The 22836-nt window shown below is 63.9% G+C and carries 23 protein-coding genes and 1 tRNA gene; 12 read left to right on the top strand and 12 right to left on the bottom strand.

Translation table 11 applies throughout. From position 1 onward, the window contains the following. The first annotated feature begins 14 nt into the window (after nucleotides 1-14). Nucleotides 15-572, top strand: a complete 558-nt coding sequence (locus tag GFS60_RS33865) for a hypothetical protein (protein WP_159928806.1) — start codon at nucleotides 15-17, stop codon at nucleotides 570-572. 60 nt (nucleotides 573-632) lie between these two features. Beyond that, nucleotides 633-1202: a hypothetical protein gene (locus GFS60_RS33860; protein ID WP_159928804.1), complete on the top strand. Its 570-nt coding sequence runs from the start codon at nucleotides 633-635 to the stop codon at nucleotides 1200-1202. Between the two features lie 112 nt (nucleotides 1203-1314). Here GFS60_RS33860 and GFS60_RS33855 read toward each other — a convergent pair whose 3' ends face one another. After that, on the bottom strand, nucleotides 1315-1986 hold the full coding sequence (locus GFS60_RS33855; RefSeq protein ID WP_236603644.1) for a GNAT family N-acetyltransferase: 672 nt from the start codon (nucleotides 1984-1986) through the stop codon (nucleotides 1315-1317). A 427-nt stretch (nucleotides 1987-2413) separates the two neighbouring features. Between GFS60_RS33855 and GFS60_RS33850 the strand changes: the two genes are divergently transcribed. Next, nucleotides 2414-3487 (top strand): GAF domain-containing protein, encoded by a 1074-nt coding sequence (locus GFS60_RS33850; RefSeq protein ID WP_268962668.1) that lies wholly within the window; start codon nucleotides 2414-2416, stop codon nucleotides 3485-3487. 332 nt (nucleotides 3488-3819) lie between these two features. On the opposite strand, the gene GFS60_RS33845 is transcribed toward GFS60_RS33850, so the two are convergent. Next, a complete protein-coding gene (locus tag GFS60_RS33845; protein ID WP_442972218.1) occupies nucleotides 3820-4341 on the bottom strand; it encodes a helix-turn-helix domain-containing protein in 522 nt (173 codons plus the stop codon). Nucleotides 4342-5337: 996 nt separating this feature from the next. Between GFS60_RS33845 and GFS60_RS33840 the strand changes: the two genes are divergently transcribed. From GFS60_RS33840 to GFS60_RS33830, 3 genes are all read left to right on the top strand, one after another. Beyond that, nucleotides 5338-5832, top strand: coding sequence for a hypothetical protein (locus tag GFS60_RS33840; RefSeq protein WP_159928800.1), 495 nt, complete (start codon nucleotides 5338-5340; stop codon nucleotides 5830-5832). Continuing rightward, on the top strand, nucleotides 5829-6146 hold the full coding sequence (locus GFS60_RS33835; RefSeq protein WP_159928798.1) for a hypothetical protein: 318 nt from the start codon (nucleotides 5829-5831) through the stop codon (nucleotides 6144-6146). The genes GFS60_RS33840 and GFS60_RS33835 overlap by 4 nt, the downstream gene beginning before the upstream one ends. Before the next feature lie 376 nt (nucleotides 6147-6522). Next, nucleotides 6523-7869: a Rep protein gene (locus GFS60_RS33830; RefSeq protein WP_236603642.1), complete on the top strand. Its 1347-nt coding sequence runs from the start codon at nucleotides 6523-6525 to the stop codon at nucleotides 7867-7869. A gap of 792 nt (nucleotides 7870-8661) precedes the next feature. Here GFS60_RS33830 and GFS60_RS33825 read toward each other — a convergent pair. Together GFS60_RS33825 and GFS60_RS33820 are read right to left on the bottom strand one after the other, a co-directional pair. Beyond that, a complete protein-coding gene (locus GFS60_RS33825) occupies nucleotides 8662-9462 on the bottom strand; it encodes a CopG family transcriptional regulator (protein ID WP_236603641.1) in 801 nt (266 codons plus the stop codon). A gap of 183 nt (nucleotides 9463-9645) precedes the next feature. Beyond that, nucleotides 9646-10098, bottom strand: coding sequence for a hypothetical protein (locus tag GFS60_RS33820; protein WP_328799848.1), 453 nt, complete (start codon nucleotides 10096-10098; stop codon nucleotides 9646-9648). A gap of 224 nt (nucleotides 10099-10322) precedes the next feature. Between GFS60_RS33820 and GFS60_RS33815 the strand changes: the two genes are divergently transcribed. Beyond that, nucleotides 10323-10682: a hypothetical protein gene (locus GFS60_RS33815; RefSeq protein WP_159928792.1), complete on the top strand. Its 360-nt coding sequence runs from the start codon at nucleotides 10323-10325 to the stop codon at nucleotides 10680-10682. A 29-nt stretch (nucleotides 10683-10711) separates the two neighbouring features. Here the strand turns inward: GFS60_RS33815 and GFS60_RS33810 are convergent, their stop codons facing one another. Beyond that, nucleotides 10712-11728, bottom strand: a complete 1017-nt coding sequence (locus GFS60_RS33810; RefSeq protein ID WP_159928790.1) for a hypothetical protein — start codon at nucleotides 11726-11728, stop codon at nucleotides 10712-10714. Nucleotides 11729-11806: 78 nt separating this feature from the next. Between GFS60_RS33810 and GFS60_RS33805 the strand changes: the two genes are divergently transcribed. Next, entirely contained in the window at nucleotides 11807-12289 is a 483-nt protein-coding gene (locus GFS60_RS33805; protein WP_159928788.1) for a hypothetical protein, read from the top strand. A gap of 90 nt (nucleotides 12290-12379) precedes the next feature. On the opposite strand, the gene GFS60_RS39550 is transcribed toward GFS60_RS33805, so the two are convergent. Both GFS60_RS39550 and GFS60_RS33795 read right to left on the bottom strand, forming a co-directional pair. After that, a complete protein-coding gene (locus tag GFS60_RS39550) occupies nucleotides 12380-13018 on the bottom strand; it encodes a hypothetical protein (protein WP_236603640.1) in 639 nt (212 codons plus the stop codon). 312 nt (nucleotides 13019-13330) lie between these two features. Continuing rightward, the gene (locus GFS60_RS33795) at nucleotides 13331-14134 is read right to left on the bottom strand and encodes an alpha/beta hydrolase (RefSeq protein ID WP_159928786.1); all 804 of its coding nucleotides are present in this window, start codon (nucleotides 14132-14134) and stop codon (nucleotides 13331-13333) included. A gap of 97 nt (nucleotides 14135-14231) precedes the next feature. On the opposite strand from GFS60_RS33795, the gene GFS60_RS33790 reads away from it, so the two are divergent. Continuing rightward, complete coding sequence (locus GFS60_RS33790) at nucleotides 14232-15293, top strand: AraC family transcriptional regulator (protein ID WP_159928784.1); 1062 nt, start codon at nucleotides 14232-14234, stop codon at nucleotides 15291-15293. Nucleotides 15294-15994: 701 nt separating this feature from the next. On the opposite strand, the gene GFS60_RS33785 is transcribed toward GFS60_RS33790, so the two are convergent. Continuing rightward, nucleotides 15995-16153: a hypothetical protein gene (locus GFS60_RS33785; RefSeq protein WP_159928782.1), complete on the bottom strand. Its 159-nt coding sequence runs from the start codon at nucleotides 16151-16153 to the stop codon at nucleotides 15995-15997. A 583-nt stretch (nucleotides 16154-16736) separates the two neighbouring features. On the opposite strand from GFS60_RS33785, the gene GFS60_RS33780 reads away from it, so the two are divergent. Together GFS60_RS33780 and GFS60_RS33775 are read left to right on the top strand one after the other, a co-directional pair. Then, a tRNA-Gly gene (locus GFS60_RS33780) sits at nucleotides 16737-16807 on the top strand. Nucleotides 16808-16978: 171 nt separating this feature from the next. After that, nucleotides 16979-18685 (top strand): DEAD/DEAH box helicase, encoded by a 1707-nt coding sequence (locus tag GFS60_RS33775; RefSeq protein ID WP_159928780.1) that lies wholly within the window; start codon nucleotides 16979-16981, stop codon nucleotides 18683-18685. Nucleotides 18686-19500: 815 nt separating this feature from the next. Here GFS60_RS33775 and GFS60_RS33770 read toward each other — a convergent pair. Beyond that, nucleotides 19501-19761, bottom strand: a complete 261-nt coding sequence (locus tag GFS60_RS33770) for a Txe/YoeB family addiction module toxin (RefSeq protein WP_072948949.1) — start codon at nucleotides 19759-19761, stop codon at nucleotides 19501-19503. Next, nucleotides 19758-20009 (bottom strand): type II toxin-antitoxin system Phd/YefM family antitoxin, encoded by a 252-nt coding sequence (locus GFS60_RS33765; RefSeq protein ID WP_005569061.1) that lies wholly within the window; start codon nucleotides 20007-20009, stop codon nucleotides 19758-19760. Before GFS60_RS33765 ends, GFS60_RS33770 begins: the two co-directional genes overlap by 4 nt. Before the next feature lie 108 nt (nucleotides 20010-20117). On the opposite strand from GFS60_RS33765, the gene GFS60_RS33760 reads away from it, so the two are divergent. Further along, nucleotides 20118-20456, top strand: coding sequence for a hypothetical protein (locus tag GFS60_RS33760; protein WP_159928778.1), 339 nt, complete (start codon nucleotides 20118-20120; stop codon nucleotides 20454-20456). A gap of 67 nt (nucleotides 20457-20523) precedes the next feature. Here the strand turns inward: GFS60_RS33760 and GFS60_RS33755 are convergent, their stop codons facing one another. Then, entirely contained in the window at nucleotides 20524-22098 is a 1575-nt protein-coding gene (locus tag GFS60_RS33755; protein ID WP_159928776.1) for an MFS transporter, read from the bottom strand. Then, nucleotides 22095-22808 carry an LppX_LprAFG lipoprotein gene (locus GFS60_RS33750; protein ID WP_159928774.1) on the bottom strand — a complete coding sequence of 238 codons (714 nt, stop codon included), beginning with the start codon at nucleotides 22806-22808 and terminating at the stop codon, nucleotides 22095-22097. The genes GFS60_RS33755 and GFS60_RS33750 overlap by 4 nt, the downstream gene beginning before the upstream one ends. Nucleotides 22809-22836 lie beyond the last annotated feature (28 nt).

The raw sequence follows: 22836 nt of genomic DNA, 5'->3' as shown, positions 1-22836 counted from the left end.
GGAGGAGAGGAACCATGCGAAGAACCTCGATCGTGCTCATAGTGATCACCGCCGCAGTCGCGGTACTGCTCTACTCCTGCCGGGGCAACGGCAACCCCTCAGGAACCGCGACACCGCAGAGAACCACGACCGCACCGGCACCGGAAACGGGCACCAGCTCATTTCAGCGCCCGGAACCGACCTCGCCGGAGGAAGTCGCCCGCCAGGCCATGACCGTCACATTCACTTGGGCTCCCGCCACCGACGAGAGCCCCACCAGCGGATTCCGGCGCGCGACAGAATGGTTCACACCGGCCCTGGCTGCACGCCTTGCCTCCGATGTCCGGAACGAGCGCGGACCCAGCCTGCAATGGCAGCAATGGATTAGCGACAACGCCCGGGTCATCGCCGACGTCGCCATCGGTTGCTCCGGCTGCCCACCCGACACCGACGCCACCGCTCACCGGGTGGCCACAATCACCCAAACCGCGGTCATCGGCGACACCCCCCACACCGTCGAGCCCGAGATCACAGTTTGGCTCACCCTTACCGAAGCAGACGGCCGATGGTTGATCGATAACCTCACCTACTGAACACAACCTAACGAGCGAGGGGGAACCTTGAAGTACCGCGTCACTAAAGCTCTGACGGCCATGATGTTTGCCACCGCGGTCGTCGCGGGGTGTGGCAGCAACTCGAACAACGACACCGCATCACAACCGGCACCCACGATCCACGCCACCACCCAGGTCGTCGATCCCTTCGTCGACGACACCGCCGACGGACAGCAGAGGGAAACCGTCACCCGCATCATCGCTCTCGGCAACGAGCGGAAGGCTCCTGACAACGCCATTATCGCGGCTCTCGTCGCCTCACGAGCTGAAGGATTCTGGCGGGTCCACCACTCCGGCTCGGGAGGACGGAACCTCTTCGGATGGAGCCAGAAGTGGGACAACCGACCTGCCCTCGACGAGGGAGCCGTCACGGACGCAATTGAGAATTTTTATGCAGGTGCGGAAAGCCAGGGGGACGCCGCAAAGAACGGCAACCCGGTCGACTACGCCGTGGCGATCCAGCTGTCCGACCACTTTGGCGGCCGTACGTACTTCGAAGATCGCACAGCCTACAACGCGAACCTGCCCGATTTCCGGACCCAAGACACAGTCCGTCACAAGTACGCCGAGGCACTCCCCTACGCACGAGCAGCGTTCGACCAACTCTAGAAGCGTGCGAGGAGAATCTCGTTCGACCGGCAGTACACAACGCTGGACATCAACAAGGTGTGTCCATCCGGGAAGCTAGCTGAATGTGACCGGCCTGGTATTACTTGCAGGCTCAGGGAGTTTCCGGATCCCGCCACATCGACCACATCGTGGGGCCTGACGCGGGCAGAGTGAATGCCTCCGTGACACGGAATCCGTACTTCTCATATAGCGAGATGTTCTCTTCACGGGTGCAGACGAGGTAAGCCGGCATCTGCGTCTCGTCACACACGGCAAGGCGCGTGTCTAGCAACGCGCCTGCGAAGCCCAGACCGCCAAGCGCAGGCCTCGTCCCGATATTCACCAGGTACCAGTGCGCAGGCTTGGGGTGGTGGTGATCGAGTGCGCGACGGATTTTAAGCGCGGCGAGCACGCGCGTACCGAGCGCCTGCAGGAGATGGGGAGCGGCCCGCAGTGTGCTGACGGCGGGCTGCCGCCAGTGGTTCGGTGGGTCCCACACCGCAACGGAGGTTGCGTCGCCGTCCCGGCCTACCGCGATATCGACTCCCCCACCTGCCAAGTGATGGGAACGCAAAGATGTACGGAAGTAGAGTGGTAGCGAGCGCTTCCGCTCAGCCGACCCCGGCCAAATCTGCGCCATCAACGGATCGTCCGCGAAGGCGGCTGCAAGAACTTCAGCGCAACGTTCTGCATCGTTCGTTCCAGCGCCCAAAACTCTTCGCTCCATCAATTCCTCACTTGTATGAGCTTTTTGCGGGGGGATGTCACCGATGATCTCGCGCACAGACCTTTGCAAGGTGCGGAGTCTTGAGCGTCTACCGCCACCGTGTCTTGCCGCTGCGAAGTTGTACGGCTTCGCCCCTTTCGCTTCGATCTGCAGACATTGACTCAGCCCCGAGAACACGGCCTGATCTTGCGGGCTGTGGCGGACATTATTGCATCGGCGCCTCGCTCGCCAGACAGAGGCAGTGCAAGCACGAGGCAGTGCAAGCACCGCGCCACGCCCACCCGCAGTGACTGCGTAGGGCGCGGAAATGATCGGTGATCGCTCTTCGGTGTTCGGGGTCACACCTGTTCGCTGGATGAATTCAGCATGTACGCCGGTTAACCACTTGCCATTCCACGCTGGAACAACGGGTCTGTGTAGTCTCCTCGAATGACATAGGAATCGAACGCGTACAGGGGGCCACCTGTTGTCTACGTCGGGATGGGTGCTTGTCGAGACCCTGCAGAAGGAACGTTTGACCGTCATCGAGAAGGGCGGAAAGCCCAGCGGCCGAACCTCATTCACGGGAATATTCAGAGATGTAACGGCCATCGGGGGGAAGCTGCCGTCCAAGCAAGCGGCGGCGTGGATCGAAGAGCACATCACGGAGATGCGACACGACCTGGTTCCCCTCGATAAGCCCGTCACGCTGGGCAATGGCCGTGTCCTGCGCGTGATCGGGAAGCCAGTCGTCGGTCCTGGCGATGCACTCCACGCCGTCCACCTTTGGGTGGGGGTGGGAGCAGATGCAGCGCCAACGGACAAGCCATCGGCCGCCATCGGATTCACCTGGGATTCCGACCGACGACTAGTCGATCTAACAGAAACAGCTGCTGGCGCGTTCGGACGACCGGAATGGGCCACTGCCGGCCGTGGCCTGACCGCCCCTGAAGCGCTGAGATTCGTTAAGGTCGCGGACGGTCTTTCCCTTATGCGCACGATCCTTACTCGTCAGCTAGGCAAATCATGGGAGGGGTTGGCGACCGTATTCACCCCGATAGGCCAGAGGGCCGCCCAACTGGTTGTAGCGTCGGACGAGTCCCCCGATGGCCACGCAGTGTGGCGCGGTGTCCTACACGATGTCTCTACTACCACCGCCCTTCCGCCCCAAAGTCTCGAGTCAAGTACGTTGGCCGCCCTGCGGTACGTATCGCAAAGTCACATCGTCCTCCTGGACGTTGGCAAGATGCGACTGATCGACTGGATCACCGACCCAATTCCGCAAATCCAGTGGAAGGGCATCGTCGACAACAGGGACACGCCGCATCCAGACGACGTCCAACGCATCTTTCACACGGCGGGGCAGGTCTTCGGCGGCCATACTCCGCGCGGTGAGGTGAAAGGCATTCGGCTACGCCGGTTCGGTGGCGGCTGGACGGTTGTCGACGCTTCAGGAGGAGTGTTGCCTGCTGCAAGAGATGGCCCATTGCTGGCATTGGTTCAATTCGATATCACCGGCACGTCCATCGAACCTGACCCTGTCCCACCGACCGACGACGGACACCCGGGGCTCGAATGAGGCCACGGTTTCGTGTTGCGGCCCACCGCATGATCCATATAACATCCGTGTAACTCACGCATCGTTGATGCGTTATCCCGGCACAGGTCGCTGACGGTACCGGACGAGAGTTGAGCGTCACTCATGACGTTCCCTTGTCCATGCCGTTTTTGAGATGCGAGGTGCCGATGCTTTCACCGACCGATCGACTGATTATTGCGGTGCAGCGCGCGACGTCATCCTTGATTAACTCAGCCTCGCCGAGAGGCAGTTGGTGGCCCCCAGCTGCCTCTCGGCGAACCTCGTCACAAGCAAACACACGCGAGTTGTCGCATGAACCGACCAACGCCGTCCTACGCGGGCGTCTGAGGAGGACGGTTTCGAGCACGAACATATGCTTCGCGGAGCTCTTCGACCGCGATGTTCAGTGCGGCAGCAATCCGTGCAGCCACGGCATGATCCTCCGGCCACGTCTCACCGCGTTCAAGTCGTCCAAGCTTCGCAACATTGATTCCTGCGGTATCAGCGAGCTCGAATTGAGTCATCTTGGCCAACGTCCTCCAGTCACCTGGAAAGCGTTCGTCACGTGGCACCGAGATCACGGTTTCCAGATCCTTGACGTCAAGTACCCGAAGCACGGTACGCAGCGAGTCGATCTGGGGGGTTCCACCGCCGTTTTCCCATCGACGGAGCGTCGACTCTCCCACATCCGACTTGCGGGCGAGGTCGGGAATAGACATACCAGCAGCCTCACGCGCAGCAGTCAACGCAGTTGGCACAAAGCCACGCGTCACACGCCGAGTCAACTTCGACCGCCGACGATCTTCCCTCTCATAAGCGGTCACGATGCCTCGATCCTGTTGACATCCGCACATACGGCGGATTTAAATGGCGGATATGGATAGAGTTACCGAAGGGCATCATCCCATGAACTGGCACCGACTCAAGATGTCCGCAATGTACTGAGAGAAGAAGACCCCGGCCCGGTTACAGCCGGACAGGGGCCTGACCAAACAGGGTTGCAGCCCTGATCAGCGTGTTTTCAACTAGCAGAATTGGAGACCTGCCAATGGAAACGATAGGCGTCGCCGACGGGGAAGTCGACGAAAGAGATGTATTGGCTTGGTCGAACCATCAAATCCGACGGTTCATCAAAGCTCACGACTCCCTATGCGCATGCTCAGCAAGTTCTAAGCGGTGCGCGGTGTACCGAGCAGCTCACGAGGAGGCATTCTTTCGCCGGATCAGCTCAAACCTTCCCGATCGCGTCAACGGGGATGAGGTCACCGACGGCCGACTTCCGTGCACGCGAAATCCGCGGGGATGGGACACCGACGTCGCGAGCACAGGTCAGCTCTTGACCGCGATCGACGCCTGCAAAAGTTGCCCGTTCTTTGCGAGTTGCGAGGAGCAGGCGCAGGTCGGCCCAGCACGATCGATGGTGTGGGCCGCGGTGGCTTATGACCGCGACGGCGACCCAATCAAAATCTCAGCGCTGTCGGCGTGGGTGCGAACGCGGGACGGCATCCGTCTCCGAGACCAGAAGCAGCCCTTCCCGGTCCCTACTCTCTGTGTAGAGCCGAGGGCGGCAGCGCCAGCGCGGTGGGCGTCATGATTGCGCCGTGGGAGGTAGATGAGGGTCCCTATGGGGCGATGTTCGATGCACAGTATGAGTGCGTGCAGCGCCCGAGATTCGAGACCTGCTGCTCGGATACCGCGACGAAGGCGGCCGGTGGGGATCCGACGCCTTCCGTGATCCGGGCTGGTGTTGGAGATCGCCACGTCGGAACATTGATCGCCGCCGATCGTGAGCTTCGGATGCACTACAACCGCGTCGAGGGGCAACGAGTAGTCGAACAGGAGTCGGCGGCATGATCCGGCTTTCCGACCGCGTCCTTCTCATGGCGACCGGCGAGGTCGAGTGCCCTGGAACCGAAGGGCCCGCTTCCCTGCGTTGGGGGTGGTTCGCCGATCTTTACACTCACCCGGTGTGGGGTCTTGCCACCGTTCCAGGCTTCTCCACGCCCGTGGGATACACCGTCGCCGAGTTGTGCCGCGCCACTCCGACCGGACCCGTCGACTCTCTCACTGTCCGATGGGAGGCGATGGAGCGACTCGCTGCGATCGGCACCGGCCGCGTTAAGTCAGCGGCCATGTACGCCTGGTCTGCGGTCGCCGATTCCGTCGTCGACGCCCACGACTACCTGGGCGGCCATCAGTTCAGTGGTGCGGAAGCTGTCGCCGCCGCCTTCTGGGCGCATCTGGCCTCGAAACCAGGGGCTGTCGCCGAGATGTGCATCGCCGCGGCCATCGAGGCGTGGAACTCACGCCTGCATTACCCCGCGACGAGAGGGGCGGTCGCATGACAAGTGTTACTGCCACCGACCGCCACGGGCGAACGTGGGAGCTCATCGCGATGGACAGCGTCATCTGTGCGCTACTCGTCGCCGACGCGGGCACGTCGACCGTGATGTCCGCCGCGGATCTTATCGACACGCATGGTCCAGTCCGGCTCTCGCCTGCCGGGTCTCGTCTCAGTGCGGGATCATGCGATGCGCTTGTGGACGTTGTCGACCTTGTCGCATCCGATCCTGAAACAGCGACCGTCGAGCAGATACGTGAGGTCGCCGCCGCGGCGTGCCTGTTGCTTGGGGTGAAATCGGTACCTCGGTCGGCGTAACTGGTTGGGCTGCGGCCGCAACCACGTTTCTCTGATCTCTTTCAGCGGCCCGCGCGAAACCTCAGCCGTTCGCGGTGGCGGCCGTCGTGGATCGGCACTCACACATGCCCACAGTAAGGCGATGCCCTTGACCGAGTAGCAACCGCGCGACCCCGAAACACAAACAAAATTGCGCAGACCTCAGAAACACGAAAACCCCCTTGGTGGGGGTGGTTTCGGATTCACGAACCGCTCCGCGGCATTTCGTTGAGGAGGACTTGCCGGTCCTCCTCAACCAAGAGGGTGAAGGCCTTGCCGGGCCGTCACATCTCTGAGGTGAGTGGCGAAAGTTCAGACCTTTCGGCGCTCGTTCTGCATTCCCCGAAGGGACTTACCTGTGACAGGTACGTCTGATGCTAACGCATGCGCTGAATCGGCATCAACACAACACGTTGCCACCACCCACACCACGTCATCGACACACGCCAACACGCGCATTCCGCAGTCGGTAGAAGTCGACACCTGGGAAGCCTCCGTCCACGCCGCCACCCAAGCCATCAACCAAATCCACCAGTACAACCACGACACCGGACAACGCGGCCAATCCTTCACCCTCCCCACCACACCAGGACGCGAAGCCACCATCCCCGTATGGACCAGCCGCACCGAATGGCTCCGCCAACTCCGCCACCACATCACCCACACCACCACCGGCCAGACCGCACTCACCACACACAGCATCAGCATCGAACGCCTGATCGCCGTCGCCACAGCCCACGCCCGATTCGCCGATTCGGCCACCGGCCGCGGTGTCACCGCCTCCCGGCAACTCATCGCACACCACGCCGGAGTCTCACTCTCCGTCGTCAACCGCGCCCGCCGCGTCCTCAAGCAACTTCACATGGGCGTCGAACTCGAACGCGGCCGAACACTCCGCACCCACGAGTATCTGGCCGCCGAACTCCACCACGGCGGCCAACAACACCAAGCAGCCTCCGTCTGGGCACTCAGCTCCCCCAAAGACGTTGTCGAATCCACTCCCCCACGCCCACAAAAAATATCGCGCCCAAAGCGCACACGCACCAAACGACGCCGCACACGCCACCGCACCCCACCCCAACAACGCACCCCCGCAGCCACCACAACACATCCCCAGGCCACCGACGCTGACACCCTATCCCCCAGTACTTACGTTCCTTCCCATAATCTTTCGTCACGAAGTACTCACCAACGCGCACACGCGCGGCACAACGAACCCACCCCACAACCCCGACCACTCCACCTCCAACGAGCAGCCGCCACACTCATCGCCTCCTCACCCGCACTCACCACGCACCGGCACATCGGACACATCTGCGACGCCATCCAAGCCGCAGGCATCGACACCACACACTGGACCGGCCACGACATCGCACACACCCTCGACCGCGACACCCGCCAACGCGGATGGACCTGGCCCACCAGAGACCACATCAATTCACCGATCGCCCTCCTCCGCTGGCGACTCACCCACATCAACTGGACCGGACCCTCCCCCAGCCAACTCCGCACCACCGCCGACGCAACACGACGCCGCGAACAGACTGCTCGCCACACCGCAATCGCACACCGCAACGCCAGCCAAGCAACCCCCGAGCAGAGGAACGCTGCACTCGCTGAGGTGCGCCGAATCCTTCACCGAACTCCTCGACATCACCGCCCGATCGGCCAACGGTTGGAATATCGGCGACCGCGGCTTCGTTGAAAGGCGCGACGATGTTCGACCCGATGCCCGGGTGCCACATCAGAATCGTCGCGTCGAGCGACCACTTGCCAATAGGCGCACTGGCGGGCACCGTCACCCCTACTGGGTCAGACCTACATTGCGTTACGTGCCCGGGAAGGAAACGAAGCCGCTGACACCACCAGGTGCCGGCAGCTTCCACCTCGGAGCCCTCGAACCGTCAGGTCGGGACCCCGCCCGCCCCCTGCATCAGCTCCGCCGATCCGCAACCGGACCGAACCCTCGCGTCGACGCGACACGTTGAACGCAATCGACTGCGTAACGCGTGGACAGGCGTGCCCGGTGCACACCGTGTCCGGCCCGGGCCGCCCCGTGCCGAAAGGGGCTCCGTACGCTGGGCCGAAAGGTTCTGGACGTCGAGCGTGCATCCGGCCGCGCGAGAAGATCTCGTAGCCGCTGTCGCCATCCGCTCCCGCACCTCCCGGCCTGTGAGCGGGACCGCGCCGAGCTCGATTGCCGCCGCAGACGCCTCGTCGCACTATGCACCGAAAGCTTCCACCCCATCTCGTGCCGGCAGTCATCCTCGCCAGATTGGAGACCCGCCCGCGACCGAACCTCGAATTGGTGGCCCCCGAGCAGGTCGCGCAGACCAGCGCCGTTGTTCTTCCAGGGCGGAGCACAGCTCGACTCGAGGGAACCGCAGGTGGCCTGGAGACCGCCGGAGGCCGGATATACCGAAACACAACCCAGCCCCGGCACACTGACCAGCGGCTGCGGTCGATCAATTCGCATGGAGGAATGGCGTCCGGCGGATCAGTCCGGCTGCGGGCGGCGCCGCGCCTGGCGACGGACGTGACGGGCCATGAGAGGCGCTCTGTTCTTCTCGCTGCGGAATATCTCGCGGTTCACCGCCTGTTCGATCATGCCTGGGGCCTCGAGCAGACGCTCCGCGGCCAGACGCACCAACTCGGCGCGATCAGACCCAACTCGTGCGGCCAAGGCGTCGAGCTTGTCCCGCAGCGGGGCGTCGAAGTGCACATTCACCCTGGCGGAAAAGATCTCGGGCCGAAGATCGCGCAACGGTGCGATGGCCTCCAGGTCTGCGGTGAGATCACCCGGCTTGTCGAGTAGGCGCCGAAGAGCAACCCGGAGAAGCGCGGTGCTGAGCTTGTCCCCGTGCCGGCCAGCGAGGCGCCAGATCTGTTGCTTCGCTGACGGGTTGACCATGACCTCGACCTTCTCGGTCAGTCCGGTCCGCCCGGTCTCGCGGAGCATCGGATGTTTGTAGCGGCCGGGGGTTCCCAGGAATCGGTGCAGGGCAATCCGCATGAGTGCGCTGACCGTGGTGTCGTACTCGGCGGCCAGCGCCGTGAACTTCTGCGCGGTGTCCGGTTCCAGTTTGAGCGTGAGCATGACCAGCGGTATCGCCCGCCGCACTGCCGAGAGTCGCCGCGCTTCCTCAAGACGGTTGCGGACGGCTTTGGGCTGGGTGACCAGTCGTCGGCAGGCGACGCGGATCAGCGCCCCGAACCGGCGAGGGCCGATACCCTCGGCCATCTCGTCGAGTCGGTGTCTGGTCTCTGGGTCGAAGCGCAGCGCGATAGGATCACCCACCGGGATCCGCCCTGGCCTCGACTCCGTCATCCCTCGATCTTTTCTCGTCCGCCGGTGCGCAATAGTCGGCCCCGGCATCCGGGGGGCGGATCCCAGCGGTCGTCGCAACACACATGGTTTGGCAGAAGCATAGTGCAGCTCCGATTATGGATCCGTCAGAGACTCACGGACCAGGGTCTTGCCCTACCGCTCGATGTACTGACATAGCTCGCCAATGGCGGCAACCGTGGCATCGGTATGGGTATCGATCCACACCGGACCATCGTCGCGCTTGCGCGGCTGCAGCAGGCGTTGTCCCTGTGAGGGCCACTGCACGAAGTCGTAGCCAACGAGGTCTGACTGAACGGTATCGGCCACCCAGACCGCGGCCTCAGTGAACGGAGTATCCATCGACAAGCCGTCGCAGCGGCTGAACCCACTGATGCCATGTACGCCCTGCCAGCCGATGGTGACGGCGTAGTTGCCGTTAACGGCAAGCTCCCACACCAATCCGCCCAACCGCACGTCGCGCCCGTACCGCAGGCACCGCAGATCGCGGGCGACGGCTTCGAGTGCACGCACCCATACCTGCGGCGCCTCGACGTCGTGATCGGCTCCGATCGCCGGGCCTCCGTCGAACAAGCCGAAGTGCCACACCAAACTGTCCTGATTCCACAAGTCCCGGGTCGGCATAACGTCATCTTCGCGCGTCCGAGCTGCCCGCCCGTGTCATTAGCCTGATTGCACGCCAGGCCGGTCTCGACGCTGTTACCTCGGTGACGAAGCGGGGTATCGTGCGCACCATCCAGCTCTGCGATACCAGCCCGCTGGTTGGAAAGGGATCGGCAAGCGGAAAGCGAGAGGCAACGATATGGTTCGGTGTGCCCGAAATCGGCAGTCGGCGCCGGACCCAACCGCCGCCGCCTCGCATCGTCTACGAAGCCCTCACCGACCCTGACCGTGACCCGATTCGTCCGTGGCTGATCCTGCACAACGATGAACAACGTCCGACGATCGCAGAAGCTACCGATCCGAACCTCGTCGTATGGACATCGATCTGGCCGTGGCGACCGGATGCACGGATCCGATTCGACATCGTTGGCCCACCACACGGCGCCACTACTCTGTCCTGGACGTTGATCGTCGACGAACCGGTGCCGGACGGGGAAACGATCGTCCGCATGCGAAAGCGAATGAACGAACTCATCAACGCGAACCTGCGCTTCACGTTCGGTCAGTAGTCACCCGGTCAAGGATCCTTCTCCGGGGCTCAGACTCGTACCCAGTGTTCGTCGTCGTCGCACCATCGCCACAAGGCTGGCTCGTCGTCGACGTGCGCGACGTCGTTGTTCAGCCACCACGTCGCGTCCGGGTTCCAACCGGCCAGCACAGTTGCACCCTTGTTGCCTGCCAATGGGATTGCGAGACCGGGTGTGGTCAGGTAGCCGTGCAAAGTGAGATGCACGGCGTCGTAGTCGTCGGCCACCGCAGCCCAGTCAGGAATGAACCAGTCGTGATGCTCACCGGTGGTGTGGAACCAATCGGAGCGCTTGGACTCGCGGACGTCCAAGCGATACGCGTCGACCAAACGCGCCCAGTCCGTCGGATTCGTGATCTCGTATACCCGGGGTGTGCCGCGGACAGAGACCGGCCAGACCCTCGCTTCGTCCCCGCCGAACGAGTCCTCCTCCAGGAGCAATTCCAGTGCGCCCACATCATCCCGTGCCCGGCTGGTTTCCAACGCGGCACTGGGCAACGGTGTCGACCACCATTCACCACTGATGGGGTTGTCCGGACGTTCCGCGCGCCAAGTGCGAAACCGTGCTTCCATCGAGAGAACGTGGTCACGCCATTGATCGAGACCAACAGCAGTACTGCGGTACGGCAGCGTCGATTCCGGCCACTCCTCGTCCGAAGGCAGTTGGCCGATCATCCGCTGGTTGTCGAGGTCGACTGGCTCCGCCCACCACCGGGTGAGCGGGGCTTCCAGAACGGTGGCAGCGACCGGACGTAAAGCCGCCACGATTTCCGGCGTGGCGAACATGAGATCGTCCTCGTCCGGCGGTTGCCAGTACCGTGCCCAGTCCGTCGCGAACGCGAGAGCGTTGAGTAGGTCCAGTTCGGACAGCCCCGACACGGCTCGAACATCGACTGCCTCGATCACCTCGAGGACGTCCGCAAGCGTTCGTGGACGGGCGGCTCGCTCGTCCGCACCGCACATGTACGCGACGTTCGCGCAGAAAAATCGCCCGCGTGGTGACGCGAGAACGAGAGTGACCAGGTCCATCAATGAACGCTACCGAACCCGCGCTGTCCGTCGCACGCAGTTACCCGCTGTGAAGTTCTGCCCGTTCATACTCGAACGATGTCGCAGTTCAGCTGGATCGACGACCCCGTCTCCCCGGAACTGGGTGCAATCGCGCACGGGCCCCTCCTGCTATCCGACTCGAACGGCTACCGCGTGGGAATCCGATACCTCATCGCGTATCGAAACGTCATGGATATGACGCTGGCCGTCTCCGCTACGGGATCGAAGTCTGCCGAACTCGCCCGCCAGTTCCGAGCCACTTACGGGACCGGCCGGCTTTCGGCTGCAAAACCCGAGGACGGGTTCAGTACATGGGTGGTCTCGCCCGAGCTGAACATCCATACAGAGCGATCGAGCCAGAATCCCCACACGATGGAAGGGCACTACGTCCGCGAGTTCTCCTATGTCATCAACGGGCGCCCGACAGGCACCTTCCTCGAGATCGAGTACCGCTGGCCAGCAATCGGCCTCGACCGCACACGCGTCGTCTTGGAGATCCCACCGGCTCATGCTCTCGACGAAGCGATTGTGCCGATCTAATCCGCCTGTGCCTCCGCGTCCGAAGGGTCGGCGAAGCGATGACCGGTCGAGCATCGCCGACCGAACACCGATCCTTGGCAACTCCGAGCGCTACCTACCGATTCGTTCGACGCGCCAAGCTGGGATCTCCCGCCGCGGCCTGACCTTGATCGCACGGAATTTGTATCCGTCCTGATCGATGACCGACTCCCATTCGAAGTCGACCTGCTCGCCGACGTCGAGACCACGGATTCCTCCGCCGATGCTGAAACTGTCGCCCGGCTGGGCATTGATGACTTCGTCGGGGTGTAGGGCGCTGTAGAAGGTCCAACAACCGCCCGGTGTGTCCGCAGAGTCGATGACTCCCCAGCCTTCGTCGTCATTCCACGTGGTGACGACGCCGCTCGCTGGGGTGCCGATCCGGGGCGGGATCGTGTCGTCGAGGTCGGTAATCTCGTGGGCACTGCCGTCGGGATCGATATGCCAAGCCCTCGAGCTGAACGGCCCCGGCCGCGTGTAGGGCTCGGTGCCGACTGTCCATGCGCGCACCGTATGAAAGTCGTAACCGTCTGCGGACTCGTCGAGTTGATGCCACTCGAACTCGACTTCCTGACCTTCAGCCAAACCGGGGAATCCAGGAACCGCTACGGATATCCATGGAGTCCAGCTACCGCCGGGGGTGTCTGCGGAGTCGATCACGCCCTGCATACCCCGCACGTCCCAACTGCGGACCACTCCTCGGCTCGTCATGACCTCAGTATGTCCAAGACCGCTGGTGGCCAGCGAGCAGAACCCGAAAGCCGAACGCCTATCGGCACCGGATGACGATCGTCAAACGCGACACCCGAACCGAAAATTCTGTTCTGCCGACCTACGATTCGCGGAGATATGTGGCGGCAATCTCACGCGATAGGAGGCGGTGCGGTCTCAGCCAAAAAGTCGGTAGATGGTTCGGCGTCGGAGTTGCGGCGTCCAAGTCCGTATGACTGTAGATAAGTGCACCGGACATGTTCCCGAGAGTCCGGACCCACCCCTGCAGCGTCCACAGTCTCGCTCATCGGCTCAGGCACCAACCGACTGGCTGCTGATGTCCTTCATGTCGGCCCACCTCTCGAACTCCGCCAGGACTGCCGGCATGAAGGGACCACCAATCATCAGGTGATCCGAGCCGGGCAGTTCAACGTAGTCCGCGCGCCCGCGGTATCGCTTCGCGGTGGCCTTTACCATGGTCGGGACGCAACACTTGTCTTCGCTGCCCGCGACCACGAGCACGTCGCCGGTGATCTTGTCGAAGTCGACCCTGGAGGCCCGCTTTCGGTCGAACATCCAGAACACCATCTCCCGGTAGGCTCGGCCGGACTCGGCGCACAGGTTGCCGTAGAACTCGTCGGACAACTGCTGCGGCAGGGTGTTGGCCACGTATTTGTCCCAGGTCGCCTTCTTGACCGGATACATCGGCCGCCCCAGGACCCAACGGGGAAGGAATCGTGCCCACAGCAGAACCTGGGAGGGATACAGGGCAAAGATGCCGGCTGCCGGGGCGGGCGCCAGGAGGACGATGCCCCGATGTGGTACCCGAGCCGCAACCAGCTGCGCCAGCAGTCCGCCGACGGAGTGCCCAAAGATCACCGGGGGCGTGTCCATGGTCCCCGCCAGTTCACACAGGGCGTTCACATAGTCGAGCAAACCGAGCTTGGTCACCTCCTCGGCCGTGCCCCAGATATCGATTTCCTTGGGATGACCGTGCCCGAGCCAGCTCGGGGCATGTACCCGGTACCCACGTGTCTCGAGCTCGGTAGCGAAGTCGTCCCACTCCGCGCCATGCCCCCAAGTGCCGTGAATGAGAAGAACGTCCTGCTGTGCCATGGATCCTCCTGCGCAAGTTGGCATGTGTCGCGCTCCAGAGTGCGACCGACCCGACCAAACACTTGACATATCGAGACACCATCCCGAGCCTGAACGGGTGACCCCCATCGTCCGAGCCGGAGCCCTTCAAGGCTTCGACGACCTCGTTCGCCGCTGGGGAGCCGACCCCGCCCGGCTTCGCCGCCAGCACGGACTCGCCGGCAAGGAGATCGAGGACCCCGAATCCATGGTCTCGCTCAACGCCGTAGCCCACCTGCTAGACGATGCCGCCCGCGTCTGCGACAGGCCGGACTTCGGGCTCCGCCTCGGGGCAACGCAAGACCTACAGATGCTGGGACTTCTCGCCGTCGTCATACAGAGTTCCGGTACAGCTGGTGCCGCACTGCTGGACTCGTCGCGGTACCTGTTCGTGCACAGCCCCAGCTACCAGCTCGTCCTCGAACCCTCCACCGCGCCGAACCCGCACAACTGGGTCACGCTGCGGTTCGACGTAGAGGTCGATCCCGGTGTGCCCTACCGGCAGATAATCGATGGATGCCTCGCCTCGCTGCTCACCCTGGCGCGCGGTGTGACCGGCCTTCCGATCACACCGCTCAGCGTGTCGTTGCCGCACACCCCGGCGGCCTCGCCACGGGCATACCGGTCCGCCTTCGGTGCCCCCGTCGCGTTCGGACAGCCAAAAGGCGCCCTCCACCTCGACCCGAACGTCTTCGCTGTCAAGCTGCATCACGCGCGCCCGGCCATCAGACGGGCCGCACTCGCATACATCGCAGCCCGACTTCCACACCAGGACACGAGCGCCGCCACCCGCGTCCGAAACACTCTCGGCAGCACGATCGGCGCCACCCGAGGCACCAAGTCGGAAATCGCCGATCTGCTCAGCATTCACCCCAGAACCCTGCAGCGGCGACTTCACGACGAAGGCACCACCTTCGAACAGATCCGCGACGAGGTCCACCGCACAGCGACCCTGCGACTGCTCACCGAGTCGAACCTGCCGTTCAGCCAAGTCAGCTATGCGCTCGGATTTTCCGAACAGTCCGCCATGAGCAGGAAAGTCCGCCAATGGTTCGGCACCACCCCCACACAGATGCGCGCCCAAGCCGCACGATCGGCTGCACGGACCCCCAAACTCGAGAGCATCACTGCGCCCAGCTGAAGCTGTGTCACAAGCTCGCACACAAGTTGGTCCGCAACAAACAGCTTCGCCCCAGACATCGGCCGCTCCGACGCCGTCGAACACGCTGCCGGCGCCCCGGCCTGGCATCGTTGCTGCGTCCACTTGCGGATCGGTCACCGGGCGGCCGGCGGAATCCATGTAAGAGGTGCTCGATAACCGCTCTCCGTACTAGATCACTACTCGTCGTTTTCGCTTCGGAGTCCCTTGTCCATGGTTTCCGTTCTTTGCCATACCTCGTACGCTCGGTCGATGAGTTGGTGGTGGCGCTCCACTTCTGAGATCGGATCGATGCCCTCAAGTGCACGCAGCAAATAGTGTCAAGTAGCTGCCCCGTGCAGCGCGGTTTCGTAGAGGGTGACCTCAACCCACTTGTCCCGATGGTCTAGGACACTCATCGCAGGTTCCGGAACGGGGTGGCCGCCAATTTCACAGTGATCGTGATAGTCCTTATTCGGAAATCGTCCCTCCGAACGCTGGCGGATCTTGCCCGGCTGCCATCGCTGTAGGCGGGTTCTTTGTCCGACTTGAACCACTCCACGCATCGTCTGGATCATTGGTCACCGCCCAAGCGAGGTACTCAATCTCGACCAGCTGGCGAACAAGGGCAGCACTGGCGTACGCCCAACGCCCCGCTGCGAGTTACGTGACACTCGCAACGAGTTCACCACCGATTGCTCCAACTAGTCCAGCAGGTAGGAGTCGGCGAAGTTGGTCGCCCGTGAGGTTTCCGTCCGCGTGAGGCTCCGGGCCTCCGCGCCGAAAACGACGAGACCCAGCCCCAGTGACATGACGAGGTCGCGGCGCGACTGAGCTGGGGATGACGTGAAAGAGTCATGCATTCGCGCAGGCTACTACGCGAACCCTCCACACTGCCTCTGGCGACGCCTTGTGCCATTATCCCAACCCTGACCGGCGTGTATCTCGCCACCGGATCTACTTGCCCACTTTCGGATCGAGTGACGGGATGTGCCCCTCCACCGTTCTCGAGTGAACTGAATAAGTCATCCGCATGGCATGCAACGCGGCGCCCGCCCAGCTGCAATGCGGATGCTCGACAACGTTGCACTCGACGACGTTGCAATGGTGTTGCGTCCGCTACGCACCCGGAATGGCCTGGTTGACTAGGGCGGCCGTCGATAATGCCGATGAGCTGGATGTGGTTGCCTGCGCCATGGAGCCACTGATCCTCCCTGTAACGGTTGCGCCTCGGCTCTCCCGCTTCCCGCGCTCTCCTCGCGGCGGCGCAGCGGCGGCGTGACAGCAGGATCAGGCCACCCGTTAACACCGCTGCGGGCGAGTCGGGCGTCCCCCGGTGCGGGCGTTGATCCGCTGGATCCTCTTCGCGATCCCTGCGCGTCAGTGGGCGACATATGCTTCCGTCGCAGGGTGTTGGGAAGCCTACGCGCACCCAATGTCGTGCGCGCCGATGTAGTTCAATGGCAGAACATCAGCTTCCCAAGCTGAACACGCGGGTTCGATTCCGGTCATCGGCTCCCTCCATTCCATTCCCTCCCTCCATTCCATTCCCTCCCTCCACTCCATCCCTCCCTCCCCGGTGGCTGACGCCGAGAAATCGCGTGCTGTCGCGGCGGGCGATGGACGGACGGGCCCGGCCGAGGATGGTCGTTGACCTCGACGATTCGTCTTTGGAATAGCCTGCACTCATGGCCGCACGGAAGACCACCCAGCGACGCTCCAAGCCCAGACGAGCCAGCGCCGCGCCGCTGATACCCACCCCGGGGCACAGGGAGCAGATCTGGATCCTCGATGTCCCTTATCGGGCATCCGCGCCCGGTGCCAAGTACTACAAAGCGCTCAAAGCGTATGCCTACATCGGCGCTCAATTGCCCGACGAACTCACCCTCTACGCGTCGAAACCGTACTCGTACAGCCGCTGGGTCGAAGAGGACCTCAACGGCGTGCGGCAACCGGGCGCTACTGGTTTCCACAAGATACCGCGGCCCGAACAGGTGGACGCCGCGAAGGCGATCGCGACGGCCTTTCACCACGGCAAGCGCGGATTCCTGTTGGCCGACGAGCCCGGTGTAGGCAAAACCGGCAGCGCAATCATCGGCGCGAAGGCTGCGCTGAAATTAGGGGGCGGCGACACCGTACTCATCACCGTGGACCGGCCGGCCCAGATCACCATCGCCGCGTGGCGCGACGCCCTCGCTGCGTTCGGCGACGGTGGGTATCGGTGGCTGATCATCTCCCCGGACCAGCTCAAGAAGCTACTCGGACGCAACGGCCAACCGAAGTACTCCTTCTCCCTCATCATCAATGACGAGGCACAGCAATTCAGGCACCTCACGGCCCAGCGCACCCAATACCAGCGGCGCATCAACCGTCTCTCCGCGACGCCGGAGAAGGCGCCGTTCGTCATCACCGTGACGGCGACGCCGGGTCATCACCCAGGCGAATACACCTACTTGTCTTCGCTTTTCGCGCAACTGCACGATGACCCGCCGGGCGAGTGGGCCGATCTCGGTAAGAAACTGGTCGAGCGTGGCCTACCCCTGGCTCCCGGGTGGGACAAGGGCAAATGGGACTGGAACGACCAAGCCAAAGGCTCTCAGCGGCTGCAGCATCAGGCCGTCACCCGCGTCCGAAAATGGATGACCGACTGCGACCCGCCCGTCATGGTGCATCGCGACGCGCCCTGGGGGGCGCCACCTATCGACGGCCTGCCACTCGACTTCACCGCCACACAATGGGCTGCGTACCAACAGGACTGGAGTGAGTTCCGGAGCGCGATGAGAATCGCCCGGCAGGGGAACGACACCGCCCGCGGCCGTGCCGCTCTGATGCGGTTCCGGCAGAAGGCAGGCATGCTGCGAGCCCCGCAGACCGCCGAGTTGGTAGCCGCACACGTCGAACGCGGCTACCAGGTACTCGTCGCGGTCGAATTGGTCACCACGGCCGCCGACCCGGTAGCCAACCTCCTGGAGGAGCAGGGCATTGGCGTCTCGCGCATCTTCGGCGGCGGCGATCTCGAGACGGAGCGCATTCGATTTCAGCGCGGCCACAACCCGGTCGTGGTGTTCAACACCGCATCTGCGATCAATCTGCAGGCCTCCGAGTTGATGGTCGACGGTTCCCGCGCCTCATCGGCACGTCGCGTCGGGTTCTTCCACCAGCCTCGCTACTCCGGAATTGCCGCACGCCAAACGATGGGTCGTGCGCATCGCGACGGGCAGGTTTGCTCATGGTCACTCCTGTTCGCCGCCGGAACGGTGGAGGAGCAGGCGGCTCGGATCATGATCAATCGGCTCATGGTGACATCAGCCAGTGTCGATGGCGATCTCGGGGCGTTCGGAAAGCTCGCCCGACTGTTCGACGCAGACTGGCTTCCCGAAAGCATCTTCGAGTAGGAATGATGCCTGGACCAGGGACTCCTACAATCGAGAGCGAGCGGATGTACATAACCCCCGCAAGTGGGCTCACAGTTGGGTGTCCACCTTGGTGTGGGCCGCCGAGTAACGACACAAGGATGGGTCGCTACCCGATGAGCGGGAGCGCAACCAGACCGAGGATCGGCAGAGAGTTCGCCGCCGTCAATCTTGATCGGTTCGAGGGGGGCGGAGAGACGACGATGGTGAACGCGTGCGCGGCCGGCGGGTGGTCCTGGGCTCATCCTGGCCGGCGCGCACTCGGCATCGGATTGGGCGAAGTGGACCCGCGAGTGGAGCGCCGCCGGGATCGAGGGCGCGGCTCGTCGCCGGTTCCTCCTCGGCCGTGACACATTGCTCCTCCGAGTCATCGCGGTGATCGTGATCGGCAGAACCGTGGAAACGACCGTCAAGGGCACCCTGCCACTCGCCGGCCGAAACACGCCGTCCATGCGCATCAGCTGGCTGCAGCGACAGCGTCGGTGCGGGGAGGCCGTTCGCCGGCTGAGGTGATGGCCTGTGCAGCGATGCGCGGTGCAGGATTCCCCGAAGGTCGTCGAAGCCGATCGTCAGCAGACGCTGCCGATCGGTTCTACGGGTCAGCAGGCCGCGGTCGGTCAGGGCGTCCAGCCCAGCCTCCAAGACGTCCCCAACTCGGCGGGTCGGCCACACCTCAACCACCAATCCTGCCCTACTGCGAGCCCTCCCGAAACGCGGACAGTCGGAGCGTCCTGCCCAGCGGACTAGAACCATTCCGCAGTCGTTGTCGACAAGCCCAGCCGCCGTGGTGAGCGCGATCAGTGTCCGTAGTGGTAACGGCAGGCAGCAATGCGGATCTGATCATCGACGATTTTATAGACCAGCCGGTGCTCATCGGTGATACGCCGGGACCAGTAGCCTTGAAAACCGTGCTTGAGGGGCTCGGGCTTGCCGATTCCGTCGTTCCCGTTGCGTTCGACATCCTTGAGTAGTGTGTTGATCCGCTTGACGATCTTCCGATCCTGCGCCTGCCACCAGACGTAGTCCTCCCACGCGGACTCGTCCCAGACAAGTTTCATTCAGCCAGATCCCGGACAGTTCCCCCGCCGGACTCCAACCGATCGATCGACGCCAACAGCCGGCGGGCGTTCTCCGGACTCCTGAGCAAGTATGCCGTTTCCTTCAACGACTCATAGTCGTCGAGCGAAACCATCACCACCGGCTCGTGACCCGCACGCGTGATGACGATTTCTTCCCGGTCATCGACGACGGCGTTGAGGACCTCGGCGTACCGCGCGCGAGACTCCGAGTAGGTCATGGTTCGCATGAGCACACCTCCGTTATTGCGTACAAGAAATTGTACGTTACCCGACATGCTTCCCCAATCCAAGGGGACGACCCACCGTGGGGCGAGCTCGAGAACGAAATTCACCCCGTGGTCCGCATCCCCTCACCGCCCGCCGACCCCACGCCGCTCCGGCGAGCGACTCCTCCGGACCCGGGACCGAGCGCGTCCACCAACCGGAGCGGGGCTGCGCAGCGATCCCTGGCCGACGCCCATCCGGATCGAAAATCCGAAAGTGAGGACCCGCAGCGGGACAAATGGGCGGAGCAGCTGCTGCGCAGCCTGGACGTCGCCCCCGAGGACACTCCCCCGGTGATCCGGCACGGCGAGAAAGTGCTGCGCAATCCGACGAATGCGGAACTCGCCCGCATCGTCGGTCTTCCGGTCCCGGACTCGGTCCGGACGCAGACGCGGACGCGGCGACCGTGAGGCCAGGCTGTGGTGAGGACCAAGGACGGAGTGTGCTTGTACTCGGTCAGGTCGCCATTCGACGGAGTCATGTCCGCTTGGTGATGCTGTTCTCGGCGGAGTCCGAAGCCTTGGCTGGGTGGCGGCCGAGGAACAATGCCAGCAGCGCTCCCGCCGCGCACACCACCGACGTGATCAGAAATATCTCGGTGTACTCGGTAAGCAGAGCACGGTCGACTGCCCCGGTGTACTCGGCCAGCTCCCTCGCCGCCTGCTCGGGAGGTTTGCCGACGGGAAACGGCACCTGCAGGTTCGCAGTCAGGCTGTGGAAGCGGTGCAGCCCCCACGCGGATAACGCGGCAACCCCGACGAGCATCCCGGTCATCCGCGCGACCACCACACCGGCCGAGGCGATCCCGTGCTGGATGGGCGGCACGGCGCGGAGCACCGCAACGGAGAGCGGCGCGATCACCAGGCCGAGACCTAGCCCCGCGATGGCAAGGTCGGTGTCCAGCCGGGGCACCGCAATCGGCCCGACCTGGTACGGCACGGACAGCACGTCCATCGGCCACCGGGCCATCCGGAAGTAACCCGCCGCGGCCAGCAGCATGCCGGCCGCCGCGACCACGCGGTCGCCCAGCCGTGCCGCCAGCAGCCCGCCGAGCAGCGCGCCGACCGGTAGCGCGGCCAGGAACCGCAGCAGCAGTATGACCGCTCCCCGGTCGTCCCGATCGAGTAGCGACTGGGCGAACAGGTCGACGTCCACCAGGGTCACCATCAGCGCGACGCCTGCCGCACCGGATACGCCGAGCGCGGCAAGGAACGCGCCCATCTGCACGTCGACCGGGTCGATCAGCCGGGTCTTGGCGCGCAGCTCCCAGCCGACGAAGGCGACGGTCGCGACACCGACCCCGACCAGCATCGGCCCGCCCCACGGTGGCAGCACGGCGGTGCGCGGGTCCGGGTTGTACAGGCCGACGACGGCCAGCCCAAGGGCGACCGCGAGCAGCAGCGCCCCGGCCACGTCCACCCGGACGGGTTCGTGCGCCGGATCGCGGCGCGACACCGAAACCTGCACCGCGATCATGGCGAGCACGCCGAGCGGTACGTTCATCCAGAACACGCCGCGCCAGCCGGCGATGCCGAACGCGCTTGACCACACGGCAAGGCCTGCGATCGCCACTCCGTATAGCGGGCCCAGCACGCTGCCCAGCTCCTGCACGGCACCCACCGCGCCGAGCACGTTCGACCGCTTGTGGGTTGCCCACAGGTCGGCGGCAAGCGCCATGGTCACTGGCAGCAACGCTCCACTTGCGACACCCTGGACGACCCGCCCGGCAACGAGCATGGGCAGGTCGTCGGCGAGGGCGGTGACCACCGAGCCGACCAGGAACCCGGCGAGGCAGCTCTGCAGCACTAGCTTGCGGCCGAACCGGTCCGATGCCTGGCCGAGCAGCGGCATCGCGGCGATGTAGCCGAGCAGGTACCCGGTGACGATCGGGGTCACCCGCTCCAGTCGGTTCACCGGGATCAGCAGGTCGTCCATGATCTGCCGGATCATGCTCACCACGACGTAGGTGTCCAGCGCGCCGAGCAGCACGGCGAGCGCCGCGGCGCCGATCGCGACGGTCCTGCTCCGCCCCGGGATCAGCTCGACACTCACGGCGGGGGTGTCACCGTCACGGGCTTGTCCAGATCGGACACCACCACGTCGACGGTCGGGGCGTCTGCGCCGGCCGGCTTCGGGAACGTGACCAACGCTCTCATCGGGAGGTGCATGCCGTCCTCGTCAAGCCAGACCGTGATGTCCACCTCGGACTCGACCCCGGGAACGATGTTGCCCACCGCATCCTTGTCCGCCCGTCCGGTGATCTTGTACGCCGGTGTCCCGTCAACCTTTTCCCTCGTCTCGGTCTTCGCATCCGTGATGCTGGTCAGCACCTTCGCGAAGCCCCGGTCCGGGTCGAGAATGGCGGTCGGGTCGTAGTACTCGGAGGTGAGCGAGGACGGATACCGCTGAAAGGTGCCGGTCGGGCCCCTCAGGTACAACGAGTCGTCGACCAGCACGAATTCACCTTCGATCAGCTGGCCGGCCAGGGTCAGCTTCACCGTGCCCTTCGCGCCACCGGCCGGACCGCCCTCCCTGGTCAAATCGCCCTCGGCGGTCTGCACGCTGATGCCCGGAATCGAGCCGTTGACGGTCATCGTGAAGTGTGCGCTCTTGATATCGCGGAGGGCGGACGCCGACTCGGCGAGCAGCCCGGCCGCATCCGGCAGGTTCGCGCTCCCTCCCGGATTGGTGTCGGTGCTGCAGCCGGCGACTACCGCCACGCTGAACGCGAGGGTCCCGAGGAAGATACGGCGGGTGAGCATGCCCGCATCGTAGGACGTCGGCTCCGAA

It is taken from the genome of Rhodococcus sp. WAY2 (genome assembly GCF_009859915.1).
In the GTDB taxonomy this organism is placed as follows: domain Bacteria; phylum Actinomycetota; class Actinomycetes; order Mycobacteriales; family Mycobacteriaceae; genus Rhodococcus_F; species Rhodococcus_F oxybenzonivorans.
Note: the sequence above shows the minus strand (reverse complement) of the source record. Positions and strands in the feature narration are given on the sequence as shown.